Below are 14032 nucleotides of genomic sequence, written 5' to 3'. Positions count from 1 at the left end.
GTTGAGATGTCGCGTCCTCACGGGCGCGTGGGTTGAAACTGCTTGGTGCTGTAGGTACTTTGCCCGAGCCGGATGTCGCGTCCTCACGGGCGCGTGGGTTGAAACGCGACTTCGAGAACGTCGTTGTTTTTGTCGCCGATGAGTCGCGTCCTCACGGGCGCGTGGGTTGAAACGTACTCACTTTACTTGCTCCATAAGCCATTGATAGTCGCGTCCTCACGGGCGCGTGGGTTGAAACAATATCGCAAGTGCGATCTATTCAATGACACCTGGTCGCGTCCTCACGGGCGCGTGGGTTGAAACTCCGTTAAGTGCAGTTTCGTCGCCCGATTGCGCGCGGTCGCGTCCTCACGGGCGCGTGGGTTGAAACGGTGACCGTCACATCGACGCCGCCATAACCCTCGAGTCGCGTCCTCACGGGCGCGTGGGTTGAAACAGCGCCGCATTCAACTCGCGCGCCGATTGATCCAGTCGCGTCCTCACGGGCGCGTGGGTTGAAACGATCCAGCCCGTCGCCTGGAGATGCACGTCACAGTCGCGTCCTCACGGGCGCGTGGGTTGAAACCTGGCTCAACACCCCGTGGCATCACCAGGCGCGGGTGTCGCGTCCTCACGGGCGCGTGGGTTGAAACGCCGGTAGGGACGGCAACGTCGAAAAGCAAAACGGTCGCGTCCTCACGGGCGCGTGGGTTGAAACTGGTGCAACTGGCAAAGAGTAATGGCGCGGTGAGTCGCGTCCTCACAGGCGCGTGGGTTGAAAACACTCAACCATCCAGGAGGTCTGGACGTACGAAGGTCGCGTCCCCACGGGCGCGTGACTTAAAAGTGGCGCAAGTACACACGGCCACCGCGCTCGAATCGTCGAGCATTCACGAGGCGGGTTGGAAAAAACAGTCAAGACCGCGACGCTCCACAGCGACAAAACGCCGCGCCCCCCCCCTGCACACAGTCGGAAATTTGAATGACATCAAGCTAGGTCATTCCGCGGCCCTACCAACTCACTCAAAAATTACAATAAATTCATTTTATAAGATACCGCCGATAGTAAGCTCTGCGAATTGCAGGTTGAACATCGATAAAGCGGCGATCCAAACCGCCCGATCCCAACGAGTAAAAACGCCTGCCAACCATTCCAAATGGCGACGCCCGTGACAAGAATTTTCCACGCACACTCCACGTCTAACGCTGACGAAACTGACTGGCAAACACTCCCAGATCATCTGAACGCAGTGGGAAAACTCGCGGGCCAAGCGGCCAAACATTTCAACGCAACCGTCCTCGCGGAAACGGCTGGAAAGCTGCACGATCTCGGCAAATACACTGACGCATACCAACAGCGAATCCGAGGCGGTCAACGCGTGGACCATGCCACATGGGGCGCTAAAGTTGCATCCGAAAAATACGGCGCATTAGGCCGCATGATGGCCTACGGTATTGCAGGTCACCACGCGGGATTGGCAAACGGCCGCGACCCTGGAACACGCACTCCGCTCGACGGCCGACTAGCCGCAGATCTTCCTCCCCTGTTCAACGACTACCTGAAAGACCTGACGTTGCCGGCAACGCCGAGGGAAATGGCGCCAACCACATGGCATAAAAACGCGGACCGCCCGCAGTTTCAAATGTCCCTTCTGACGCGGATGATTTTCTCGTGCGTCGTAGATGGCGATTACCTCGATACCGACCGCTTCTATTCCAAAATAGAAAATCGTCCGCTCGATCGCGACACACCCAAACCGACGCTCATTGAATTGCGCGCAAAACTAGACGCACATCTAGGCACGTTCAAAGTCGAAAAGCCCCTCGATATAACCCGCGCCCAAATTCTCACGCACGCCCGATCGCACACAAATGATCGCGTCGGCATGTTCTCGCTGACCGTACCAACTGGCGGCGGCAAGACGCTGACCTCTTTGGCATTTGCGCTCGATCACGCCATCGCGCATGGCCTCGACCGCGTGATTTTCGTGATTCCGTTCACGAGCATCGTTGAGCAAAATGCGGCTGTGTTCAAGAAAGCATTCGGCGATCTGGGCGATGCCGCCGTGCTTGAGCATCACAGCGCGTTCGTTCCAACGCCCGGCAAGGATCCGGAAGCTGCGGCAAAGTTACGCGTCGTGATGGACAACTGGGACGCGCCGATTATCGTGACGACATCGGTGCAATTCTTCGAGAGCTTGTATTCATCGAAACCGTCTCAATGCCGCAAGTTGCATAACATTACGGGCAGCGTTGTCATTCTCGATGAAGCTCAGGCGCTCCCACTGAAACTGCTGCGCCCGTGCGTAGCCGGGCTCGACGAACTTGCGCTCAATTATCGAACGAGCGTCGTGCTATGCACTGCAACACAACCCGCCCTCAACGCGCCGAAGTTTGTGGGCGGCTTCAAGGAAGTGATAGAACTTGCGCCCGATCCAGAGGCACTGTTTGAAACCTTGGCGCGCGTCACCATAGTATCCGCCGGCACGCTTGACGACGACGCCCTGACCCAGCGCATGCGCGACCACGAGCAGGCGCTCGCCATCGTCAATAACAGGCGGCATGCGCAGGCGCTTTACGCGTCGATCGCAGATGAGAAAGGCGCGCGCCACTTGAGCACGCTGATGTACCCCAAACATCGAACGCGCGTATTGAGCGAAGTGCGCGAGACGCTGAAAAAGGAAAAGCCGTGCCGCCTTATATCGACGTCATTGATTGAAGCTGGCGTCGATATCGATTTTCCGTACGTGTTGCGCGCCGAAGCCGGGCTGGATTCAATCGCTCAGGCGGCCGGTCGCTGCAATCGAAGCGGAAAGAGATCGCGCGCAGAGAGCATCGTCGAAGTCTTTTCAACGGCAAACCCCGATTGGGCGCCACCAAAAGCATTAATGCCGCTCGCCGACAAAGCGCGAGAAATCATGCGTGCCGCCAAGGCTGACCCGCTATCAATCGCCGCGATCAATGAATACTTCGGCGCGCTCTATTGGCAGATCGGCGCGGACAAACTTGACGGATGCAATCTGTTAGGAACAATCGAGGCCGATGAGATCGCAGCGTTTAAATTCGAGCTTGTCGATCAACAGTTCCAGATGATCGAAAGCGTGCAAATGCCGGTGATCATTCCCGCTGACGGCGAATGCAAGGCGCTGCTGCGAGACCTCGAACACACGGAAAGCTGCGGTGGCATTGCACGAAAGCTGCAACCGTATCTCATACAGATTCCGCGCAACGCGCACGACGCACTTGCCGCCAGTGGCGCCATTCAACCGGTCGCGCCCGACAAATACGGCACGCAGTTCATGCAACTGATCACCATGAACTTATACAACGACCGTTTTGGCTTGCAGCTTGACGGCACGATGCTGCTCGATCCAGACAGCCTCATTCAATAACCCGGATTTCCAATCGGTTGCGTCCGCCTGAAGCCGCGAGCCGGCATCGGGCGGCGATGTCCTGCGTCAAATAGAGGAGAAAACGGTGGCATACGGAATTCGTTTGCTAGTAAGGGGCGAGAGGGCGTTGTTCACGCGCCCGGAAATGAAAGTTGAGCGCGTGTCCTACGACGTCATCACACCTTCGGCCGCGCGCGGCATTGTGGAAGCCATCCATTGGAAACCCGCGATTCGCTGGGTCATCGATCGCATTCAGGTGCTGAACGAGATCCGCTTCGACACCATTCGCCGCAATGAAGTTGCCAGCAAGATTCCGGCATCGAGCGCGCGCTCGGCCATGAAAAAAGGCACGCTGGAAGGCCTCGCCAACTACGTCGATGAAGACCGTCAACAGCGCGCTGCATCTATTCTCAGAGACGTAGCCTATGTGATCGAAGCACATTTCACGCTGACAGACAAAGTCGAAGAAGGTGATTCCATCGGCAAGCATCTCGACATTTTTAATCGGCGTGCGCGCAAAGGTCAGTGCTTCCAGACGCCATGTCTCGGCGTGCGTGAATTCCCCGCTGATTTTAGTTTGCTTGAAGGCGATGCCGCAGCACCGACGCCGCACCAATCGCTGATTGCCGAAAAAGATCTCGGCTGGATACTTCACGACATCGATTTCGATAACGGCATGACGCCGCATTTTTTCAGGGCATCGATCAAGGATGGATGGATCGATGTTCCTGCGCTGCGCTTCGCTGAGCGTGCAGCATGATCTTCAAATCGCTCGTGGAATATTACGAACGCCTCGCGGCGCAGGGAAAAGTCCCGGCGTTCGGATTGACACAGGAAAAGATCGGCTACTGCATTCTGCTGGACCGCCACGGAAAGGTTCAGGACATCATCAGCCTGAGCGATCCCAGCGACAAAAAATCGAAATGGGTCATGCTGACTGTCCCGGCATCGTTCAAGCGATCGGGCACCGCGCCGCCGCCGTTTTTCCTATGGGACAAGACCGCGTTCGTGCTCGGCGTGGAGCACAGGAAAGACTCCGATGTCCCGACGTTAAATGTTCGATCGCATGGCGTGTTCAAGGCGCTTCACCTGGAGCGTCTCGCCGATGCCACCGACGACGGCCTTGTCGCCTTGCGTAAGTTCATCGAAGAATGGATTCCCGATCAATGGCAGCAGTGTGAAGCCATCGTCAAACATGGACCGGCGATCTTCGGTGCAAACATTGTGTTTCGGCTGGATGGTGAGCAGGAATACATCCACGAACGCGCCGCAGCGCAGGAGTTGATCAAGCGATACAGCGCGGCCGACGACTCCCCGCTTGGCTTGTGTCTGGTGAGCGGCGAGACACGTCCCATAGCGCGGCTTCATCCAGCGATCAAGGGCGTGTGGGGCGCGCAATCGTCGGGCGCGTCCATCGTTTCATTCAATCTCGACGCTTTTGATTCTTATGGCAAGGACCGCGGCGGGAATGCGCCTGTATCGGTACACGCGGCGTTCGCGTATACGACGGTTCTGAATTACCTGCTGCTGCGCGATCCGCATCATCGTCAGTGCGTGCAAATCGGCGATGCAAGTGTCGTGTTTTGGGCGGAAGCTAAAAGTCAGAAAGAGCAAGAGGCCGCGGAAGACTTTTTCTTTAGTGCGCTGGAACCGCCGCCTAGCGACTCCGCCGAAGCCGAGAAGCTCAAACAGGCGCTTGATGCAGTCTCGGAAGGACGCGCCATGCGTTACCTCGACGTGAATCTGGATGCCGAGACCCGGATATTCGTGCTCGGTTTATCGCCGAACGCATCGCGGCTCTCGGTGCGCTATTGGTTCACTGAAGGTCTGGGCGAATTCGCGAAGCGGCTTGCGCGGCACTACGACGACCTTGCCATTGAGCCGCGTCCCTGGAAAACGCCCCCCGCCGTGTGGCGTTTGCTTGCGTCCATCGCCGCTCAGGAGAAGACTGAAAACGTTCCACCGCTCTTAGCGGGTTCCGTGATGCGCTCAATACTTAGCGGAGACCGTTACCCGCGAAATTTATTGAGCGCGGCAATCATGCGCATGCGTGCCGACGGTGATATCTCCGGATTGCGCGCCGCATTGTGCAAAGCAGTTTTGAGGCGAGATCAGCGCCTCAACAACAAAGATCACCAACAGGAGGTACCTGTGAGTCTGGATAGAAGCGTCACTACGCCGGGTTATTTACTCGGACGACTTTTTTCTGTGCTGGAAAGCATTCAGGAAGCCGCATTGCACTCAGTTAGCGCAAGCATCAAGGATCGATATTACGGATCGGCTTCGGCTATGCCCGCGGGCGTCTTTCCCGTTCTGATGCGAGGCGCCCAGAATCATCTGTCCAAGGCGATGAAAGATCCTAAGGGCAAAGGCCTCGCAATATCGCTCGAAAAAGAAGCGCAGCAAATCATTGAAGAGCTTGGCTGCGAATTTCCGAAGACACTCCGCCTTGAAGATCAAGGCCGCTTCGCTATCGGCTATTACCACCAGCGCAACGAGCGATTTCGACCGAAAGTCAGCAAGGATGGGACCGTGAACGTTCCCGATGAAACTCTGGAGACCATTTAATGACCACTATCGCCAATCGCTACGAGTTCGTTTATTTGTTTGACGTCACCAACGGCAATCCGAATGGTGATCCCGATGCTGGCAATCTGCCGCGCGTCGATCCCGAAACCAATTTGGGTTTGGTTACCGATGTCTGTCTGAAACGGAAGATCCGGAACTACGTCACGCTGGAAAAAGATAATAAGGCCGGCCACGCTATTTACATGCAGGAAAAAGCGGTCCTCAATCTCCAGAATAAGTTGGGATATGAAGCGCTCAACCTTGTGCCGGCGGACAAGAAATTGCCTAAAGATCCCAAAGATGCCGAAGCGCTCACAAAGTGGATGTGTACGAACTTCTTCGACATCCGTGCTTTTGGCGCAGTCATGAGCACGGGCGTCAATTGCGGACAAGTGCGCGGCCCGATCCAGTTAGCTTTTGCTCAGTCGATAGAACCCGTCGTGCCAATGGAAGTGTCCATCACGCGCATGTGCGTGACAAACGAAAAGGACGCGGAGAACTCGGATCGCACCATGGGCCGCAAGCACATCCTCCCCTATGGTCTGTATCGTGCGCATGGGTTCATATCGGCGAAACTTGCAGAGCGCACCGGGTTCACCAACGACGATCTCGAACTCGTGTGGCGTTCGCTGACCAACATGTTTGAGCATGACCGCTCGGCTGCCCGCGGCGAAATGGCGGCGCGCAGGCTTATCGTGTTCAAGCACGAGAGCGCATTGGGCAATGCGCCGGCGCATACGCTTTTCGATGCAGTCAGAGTCGATCGCGTGACAGAGGGCGCCGAACTTCCGGCACGACGTTTCTCCGACTACAACGTGTCCGTCGATAAGTCGAAAATTCCGAGCGGCGTCGAAGTTATCCATCAAATCTGATGCGATGACAAGCACACCCGCGGTCGACGAAACCATCGCCCTGTCCGCACTCCAGCATTATCTGTTTTGTCCACGGCAATGCGCGCTGATCCACGTTGAACAAATATGGAGCGAGAACCTCTTCACCGCCGAGGGTCGTGTTTTGCACGAGCGCGCCGACACACCCCACGCGGAGAACCGGCAAGGCGTGCGCACCGTTACGGCAATGCCTTTATCGAACGCTGATCTGGGTATTGCCGGCGTTGCCGATGTCGTGGAATTTCATGGTCAGGATAGCGAACATGTCGAGCGCGCTTACCCTGTCGAATACAAGCGCGGCAAACCGAAAGCGCATCGGGCGGACGAAGTTCAGCTTTGCGCCCAGACGCTGTGTCTGAAATACATGTTGAAGCAGTCCATCCAGGAAGGCGCGCTCTTTTACGGGAAGACGCGCCGCCGTCGTGTTGTGTCCATCGATAAAGAATTGCGCGCGCTGACCATCGGCACGATCGATGCCGTGCGCGCGCTCGTTCGCGATGGCCACACACCTACCGCGCGTTATGAAGCAAGCCGCTGCGACTCGTGTTCGCTGATCGATGACTGCCGGCCACAAATGTTGGGTCGACATGCTTCGGCGAAAGCGTGGTTCGCGGCGCAACTCGAGGACTAACTTTGCGACGACAACTCAATACGTTGTACGTCACCACCGAAGGCGCGTGGCTCAAAAAAGACGGCGCAAATGTCGTGATGGAAGTGGAAGGCGACGAACGTGCCCGGTTGCCCATCCACATGCTGGCAAGCGTCGTGTGCTTCGGGCGCGTGATGATTTCGCCGCCATTGCTCGGCTTTTGCGCTGAGTCCGGCGTGAGCGTCGCGTATCTATCGATGCACGGTCGTTTTCTCGCGCGCGTGGAAGGGCCGGTCTCGGGAAACGTGCTGCTGCGACGGGAGCAGTATCGCGTGAGCGACGACCTTGTCCGCGCCGCGCCCATCGTGCGAAATGTGGTATCCGGAAAAATACATAACCAGCGCGCCGTTCTGAACCGCGCGCTGCGTGATTACGGCGATGGTTTTGCCGACGAGATCCGTCTCGAACTCGAGCGCGCGCAGAAGCGGTTGCTGATCATTTCGCGCCGGCTGCAAAGTGAAAACGAGATCGATGTGTTGCGGGGACTGGAAGGCGAAGCCGCGCAAAGTTACTTTGGCGTTTTTCAGCATCTCGTTCGTATCGATGATCCTGCCTTCAAGTTCAATGACCGAAGTCGACGCCCACCGCTCGACGCAATCAACGCCGTCCTTTCGTTTTTATACACGCTGATCACGCACGATTGCCGTTCGGCGCTCGAGACCGTCGGCCTGGACCCCGCTGTGGGTTTCCTGCACCGCGACCGGCCGGGGCGACCGAGTCTCGCGCTCGATCTCATCGAAGAAATGCGGCCGGTGCTTGCAGACCGGCTGGCTTTATCGATGATCAATCGGAAGCAGTTGAACAAGAAAGATTTCCGTTTCCTCGATAACGGTGCGTGCCTGCTTACGGAGACATCGCGAAAGGCATTGCTCATTGCTTACCAGGAGCGGAAACGTGACGAGATCGCGCATCCGTTTCTCGATGAAAAAATCCCTCTTGGCATGGTGCCGTTTGTGCAGGCGCAGTTGCTCGCACGGCATTTGCGCGGGGACATCGACGCCTATCCGGCGTTTTTATGGAAATGAGGTCATCACGATGATGGTGCTTGTGAGCTACGACGTGGCGACATCGACGGAGGGCGGCGCGCGCCGTTTGCGACGCGTCGCTCGCGCCTGCAAGGATTTTGGCCAGCGGGTGCAGTACTCGGTGTTCGAGATTGAAGTCGATGCCGCCCAATGGACGCTGTTAAAACGCCGGCTTGTCAGTGTGATCGATCCCGATGTGGATAGTTTGCGGTTCTACTTCCTTGGGAATAACTGGGAGCGGCGGATTGAACACATCGGCGCGAAAGAAGCGGTGGATTTTAATGCGCCGTTGATTGTTTGAGAGGGGATTGCCGTTTTGGTTTGATTGTTTGGGCGAGTGCGAACGTGTAGCGACCGGGATTTTACGGGGAGGTTCGCGGATTTGCACGGCGTTGAATTTGTTAGGGATTTTTTTAAGCACGGTGGGAATTTGAGGACGGAGGCGTGTTTGGGCCACAGAAGAGCAGAGGTTCGCGGAATTGGGCGGTTTTTGTCTGGCAGTACAGTGGGTTAGGTTAGGTGGGTCGCGCTCTTCACGGGCGCGTGGGTTGAAACTGGATCTGCAAAGAGTATGGCGTTCGAATGTTCGTTCGCGCTCTTCACGGGCGCGTGGGTTGAAACGCCGTCACCCGCGACCGGATAAACGTGTTCGTACCGAGTCGCGCTCTTCACGGGCGCGTGGGTTGAAACGCCTCCCCCACTCCAGCCGCCTCGGTCGCGGCGTTGTCGCGCTCTTCACGGGCGCGTGGGTTGAAACGTAGGGTTTCGGCGGCGCCCCGTGCGCTGCATTCGCACGTCGCGCTCTTCACGGGCGCGTGGGTTGAAACGTAGGCTATTGCTCAGATTGCATCAAAGTCTTTACTATCTCGCGCTCTTCACGGGCGCGTGGGTTGAAACGTAGGCTTGTGCGAAAGGGTTTTCTCCGGCGATCGTCGCGCTCTTCACGGGCGCGTGGGTTGAAACAGTAGCCGGCGCGATCGAGGCGTCCGACGGGTTGTCGCGCTCTTCACGGGCGCGTGGGTTGAAACGGCGAAGGCCACGGCGAAGTGTTTGTCGCTGACTCGCGCTCTTCACGGGCGCGTGGGTTGAAACTCGGTGGGTCTAGATGGCACCTTGTGCCTACCGGTCGCGCTCTTCACGGGCGCGTGGGTTGAAACGTCCGAAGACGAAGCCGCGGCAGTCGGAATATCCGTCGCGCTCTTCACGGGCGCGTGGGTTGAAACGGGCATGGTCACCTCCGGAGTTAAGTGAAAATATTGTCGCGCTCTTCACGGGCGCGTGGGTTGAAACGTGCCACTCTTTGAAGCCTTTGACCCATGCGATGGTCGCGCTCTTCACGGGCGCGTGGGTTGAAACGTTGATTGCAAAATATGCCCGGCGCACGATCACGTCGCGCTCTTCACGGGCGCGTGGGTTGAAACAGGCACCGGCGAAGCAGGCTCGATGAAAGTAGCCGGCGTCGCGCTCTTCACGGGCGCGTGGGTTGAAACCTGCAGCGTCGCGACCCTGATTGGTGTTCCGCCGGTCGCGCTCTTCACGGGCGCGTGGGTTGAAACGTCGATCTCGAGGCGCAATACGCGCTAACGATCAAGTCGCGCTCTTCACGGGCGCGTGGGTTGAAACTGCGTGTACGAGATATGCTCGGCGATCATCGTCTCGTCGCGCTCTTCACGGGCGCGTGGGTTGAAACCTGCCGCGTGAGGATCGCAAGAAAAAGACCGTCGGCGGTCGCGCTCTTCACGGGCGCGTGGGTTGAAACGGCAGGGGCTCGCAAGTATCTTTACCTCGATTGGCGTCGCGCTCTTCACGGGCGCGTGGGTTGAAACTCCGGTGCGGGTAAGTCCCTCCAAAAAGGGTTTGAGTCGCGCTCTTCACGGGCGCGTGGGTTGAAACGCAAGGAGAGCGCGCTTGCCGTGATGCATTGGTTTGGTCCCGCTCTTCACGGGCGCGTGGGTTGAAACCTCGCGGCGGCGAAGCGCGGAGATTGGGCCACCGCGAGTCGCGCTCTTCACGGGCGCGTGGGTTGAAACGCGGTACTCAGCGCGTCGAGACATGGCACCTGCCTGTCGCGCTCTTCACGGGCGCGTGGGTTGAAACTTCAAACCAGTTGCAGAGCAGCGTTGCATCGGGCGCGTCGCGCTCTTCACGGGCGCGTGGGTTGAAACGACCACTCTTCTTTAAACGGTTCGAAACCGAAGGTCGCGCTCTTCACGGGCGCGTGGGTTGAAACTTGTCGGCAAGTTGGTCGATCCGCTTTTCAAGCTTCGTCGCGCTCTTCACGGGCGCGTGGGTTGAAACTGCGTGCACTCGAAAAGATCGACGCTATCTATGGTCGCGCTCTTCACGGGCGCGTGGGTTGAAACGAGCTCAACAACTGCGATGCGGTGGACATCGATGTCGCGCTCTTCACGGGCGCGTGGGTTGAAACGTGGCAACACGCTGAGCGCGATGGCGCTGTCGTTGGGTCGCGCTCTTCACGGGCGCGTGGGTTGAAACGGAGTAACCCACGGGCTGCTGCTGGTCAACGCGTTGTCGCGCTCTTCACGGGCGCGTGGGTTGAAACAACATGCAGAGGTCGAGGAACGGATTGCCCGTTGGTCGCGCTCTTCACGGGCGCGTGGGTTGAAACGGGTGTGCCTCCTGTTGCATCCACCAAGTCGCGCGGTCGCGCTCTTCACGGGCGCGTGGGTTGAAACGATTTGGCCACCGGCCGCGTAGGTGTAACGAGCAGCGTCGCGCTCTTCACAGGCGCGTGGGTTGAAACCTGTCTAGGTATGTCAACATACGCCAGCACATTGCGTCGCGCTCTTCACGGGCGCGTGGGTTGAAACCATGAACCGAAGCGTGTCTGGAAATGTGTGCTGTTGTCGCGCTCTTCACGGGCGCGTGGGTTGAAACTTTCAACGCCAACCCGTCTTGGGGGTAGTCGACGTCGCGCTCTTCACGGGCGCGTGGGTTGAAACCACGTGCCGTACACGTTGCCGCCGGCGCCACGCGTCGCGCTCTTCACGGGCGCGTGGGTTGAAACGAAACGACGCCGCCCGATTGCATCATTGCGATCTCAAGTCGCGCTCTTCGCGAGCGCATGGGTTGAAACGGGGGTTGGGGAGTCGTGCAGCGCAACCTGTGATGTCGCACCCTTTGGGGTCACGTGGAATGAAACAAAAGCCCCTTGGCCGCGGTTAAAACCGCGTACTGTCAAGTTCTTCGCGCGTGGGTTGAAACGACCACCGACGACCAAACCAAAATCGCATAAGCGCACATTGCACTCTTCCCGTCACGCGGACCGACAGCAGCGGCACTTCATCTTCAACGCTGGCCGCCCATTCTCAACTCGACCGATCGCCATGTACTATATCTCCATCACCAAACCACCTTGCGCATTGAAAAATAATTTCAACAATCCTAACGAAATCCCTCATTCGTCAACAGCGCAAACTCGATCATCTTGAAAAATTGATATATCCATGGCCCACCACGTTCTAATCTGCCTCCCCACCTACGGCGAAGAAGTCCACGTCAATTTCGCGTTTTCGCTGCTCGGCCTGGCGCGTGAATTAAACAATTCCGGATCAACCTACGAACTGTTGCACGTTGCATCGTCGCAGATTATTCGGGCGCGTAACTTCTTCGCCAATTATTTCCTTAATAATCCTAAATTTACGCATCTGCTGTTTCTCGATACCGACATGAAGTTTCCTGCCGAAGCCGTCATCAAACTTCTGGAGGCCAACAAGACCGTGTCCGGCGTTGCTTATCCGTTCCGACGTTTCGATCTGGATCGCGCGATAACCACCGGGGACACCGGCCTGTCGATGCGCGACTGGCTCGAAAAATACGCCGACTACACCTTCGCGCCGCTGACCAATGCAGACGGCAATTTCAACTTTTCGGATGGTTTTGCCGAAGCGCGGCACATCGGCGCCGGCGTGTTCCTCGCCCAACGCGAGGCGTTCGAGGTTACGCAACCGTTCACAGAATGCTACCTGCCGCCGAAACAATATGAATCGATGATACCCAACGGAAAGTTCTATGGATTTTTCGACACCATTGAAGAGGACGGCGTCTACCTGGGCGAAGACTTGTCTTTTTGCCTGCGCGCGCGCCAGGCGGGAATCTCGATTTGGGCGTTGATCGACCAGACAGTCGCGCACTACGGCGCATCCGAGGTATCGGGCAACTATCTGCGCGCTATGCAACTCCACGGCAAATTAGCCTGAGAAAACGCGCCGCGCTTGACCAGCTTAAACCTTCAATGCGCGGCGATATCAGCGCCCTCTTGCATCCCGCACACCTCGCCACTTCCTTCCAGTTCGCGCGCCGCCTTGGCGCCTTCGACTTGCAGGATCGTCGGCAACGACACACCGTTTTTAGCTGCCGTCACTTCGGCAAGAATCGATACCGCTATTTCAGGCGGCGTCCTGCTGCCAATGTAGATTCCCACAGGGCCATGCAGACGCGATAACTCGGCATCGGAGAGATCGAACTCCTTTAGCCGTTCGCGGCGCGCGGCGTTATTTTTCCGCGATCCCAACGCGCCGACATAAAACGCCGGCGTCTTCAACGCTTCCATCAGCGCGAGGTCATCGAGCTTCGGATCGTGCGTCAACGCGATCACGGCGCAACGTTCATCGAGCTTCATTTCCATGACGGTATCGTCGGGCATGGTGCGCACGATCTTCGTCCCGGGCACATCCCACTCGTCCGTATACTCCTCGCGCGGATCGCACACGGTCACGTGGTAATCCAGCCCTACCGCGATGCTGCACAAATATCGCGACAACTGCCCCGCGCCGATCACCAGCATTCGATACCGCGGTCCGTGAATGGTGGAGAGCGTGTTGTCATCGAACATGACGCCATCAGTTTCCTGCGCCGGTTCGAGTTTCACCGCGCCGCTTTGCATATCCAGCGTGCGCGTCACGAGTTTTCCCGCGAGCACCGTCTCGCACAACTCGGCGATACCACTCGCCACGGACAGCGGCTCCAGCACGAGCTGAATCGTGCCGCCGCAAGGCAGCCCGAACCGATGCGCTTCTTCCGCCGATATCCCGTACTTCACACTCTCGGGTTTCGTCTGCTCAATTCCGCGTTGCCTGACGCGCTCGATCAGATCGTCTTCTATACAACCACCCGACACCGATCCCATCACCGCACCGTCATCGCGTACAGCGAGCATCGCGCCTTCCGGCCGGGGCGACGAGCCCCATGTCTTGACCACCGTCACAAGCAATACGCGATGCCCGCGTTCGAGCCAACGCGCACTGTTTCTCAGGACTTCGAGATCCACGCTGTCCATGTTTTCCCCTTCTCTTCACCTTCGCTGCCGGCATCCGGAGATTGCCGCGTTGCGCTGAATACGATGGTGTACGTGCACGGCACGTCGATGTCCATCGAATTTACGCGCCTTATGAATTTCGCTTTCGCGGATCTCGGCGAACGCCGTAAATGCTTCGAAACCAAAGTAAAACACAGCTAAGGAACGCCCGCTCATGTTACAGGTGCCTCACTGTCAGCGTAAAAACGCCG

General features: G+C 57.7%; 9 protein-coding genes and 2 CRISPR repeat arrays (1 of these 11 cut by a window edge). Of the genes, 8 read left to right on the top strand and 1 reads right to left on the bottom strand.

Translation table 11 applies throughout. The features are described 5' to 3' along the window. Positions 1 to 826: a CRISPR direct-repeat array (repeat unit 31 nt; unit sequence GTCGCGTCCTCACGGGCGCGTGGGTTGAAAC); it reaches 2185 nt to the left of the window's first position. 310 nt (positions 827 to 1136) lie between these two features. The 8 genes from AXG89_RS06390 (at position 1137) to AXG89_RS06355 (ending at position 12723) form a co-directional block, all read left to right on the top strand. Then, the gene (locus AXG89_RS06390; protein WP_062168647.1) at positions 1137 to 3371 is read left to right on the top strand and encodes a CRISPR-associated helicase/endonuclease Cas3; all 2235 of its coding nucleotides are present in this window, start codon (positions 1137 to 1139) and stop codon (positions 3369 to 3371) included. A gap of 85 nt (positions 3372 to 3456) precedes the next feature. Then, the gene (gene cas5c / locus AXG89_RS06385; RefSeq protein WP_062168645.1) at positions 3457 to 4131 is read left to right on the top strand and encodes a type I-C CRISPR-associated protein Cas5c; all 675 of its coding nucleotides are present in this window, start codon (positions 3457 to 3459) and stop codon (positions 4129 to 4131) included. Beyond that, on the top strand, positions 4128 to 5939 hold the full coding sequence (gene cas8c / locus AXG89_RS06380; RefSeq protein WP_062168642.1) for a type I-C CRISPR-associated protein Cas8c/Csd1: 1812 nt from the start codon (positions 4128 to 4130) through the stop codon (positions 5937 to 5939). The genes cas5c and cas8c overlap by 4 nt, the downstream gene beginning before the upstream one ends. Beyond that, a complete protein-coding gene (cas7c, locus tag AXG89_RS06375) occupies positions 5939 to 6811 on the top strand; it encodes a type I-C CRISPR-associated protein Cas7/Csd2 (RefSeq protein ID WP_062168640.1) in 873 nt (290 codons plus the stop codon). Before cas8c ends, cas7c begins: the two co-directional genes overlap by 1 nt. A 4-nt stretch (positions 6812 to 6815) precedes the next feature. Beyond that, complete coding sequence (gene cas4 / locus AXG89_RS06370) at positions 6816 to 7460, top strand: CRISPR-associated protein Cas4 (protein ID WP_062168638.1); 645 nt, start codon at positions 6816 to 6818, stop codon at positions 7458 to 7460. A gap of 2 nt (positions 7461 to 7462) precedes the next feature. After that, complete coding sequence (gene cas1c, locus AXG89_RS06365; RefSeq protein WP_062168636.1) at positions 7463 to 8503, top strand: type I-C CRISPR-associated endonuclease Cas1c; 1041 nt, start codon at positions 7463 to 7465, stop codon at positions 8501 to 8503. Positions 8504 to 8516: 13 nt separating this feature from the next. After that, positions 8517 to 8804, top strand: a complete 288-nt coding sequence (cas2, locus tag AXG89_RS06360) for a CRISPR-associated endonuclease Cas2 (RefSeq protein ID WP_439823439.1) — start codon at positions 8517 to 8519, stop codon at positions 8802 to 8804. A gap of 222 nt (positions 8805 to 9026) precedes the next feature. Next, positions 9027 to 11600: direct repeats of the CRISPR family, unit length 32 nt; unit sequence GTCGCGCTCTTCACGGGCGCGTGGGTTGAAAC. Between the two features lie 370 nt (positions 11601 to 11970). Further along, positions 11971 to 12723, top strand: coding sequence for a glycosyltransferase family 2 protein (locus AXG89_RS06355; protein ID WP_062168632.1), 753 nt, complete (start codon positions 11971 to 11973; stop codon positions 12721 to 12723). Positions 12724 to 12755: 32 nt separating this feature from the next. Here AXG89_RS06355 and AXG89_RS06350 read toward each other — a convergent pair whose 3' ends face one another. Then, on the bottom strand, positions 12756 to 13802 hold the full coding sequence (locus AXG89_RS06350; RefSeq protein WP_062168630.1) for an XdhC family protein: 1047 nt from the start codon (positions 13800 to 13802) through the stop codon (positions 12756 to 12758). Between the last annotated feature and the right edge of the window lie 230 nt (positions 13803 to 14032).

Origin of the sequence: Burkholderia sp. PAMC 26561 (genome assembly GCF_001557535.2) — a bacterium.
Classification (GTDB): domain Bacteria; phylum Pseudomonadota; class Gammaproteobacteria; order Burkholderiales; family Burkholderiaceae; genus Caballeronia.
The sequence above is the reverse complement of the archived record's forward strand: the minus strand, read 5'-3'. Positions and strand labels throughout refer to the sequence as shown.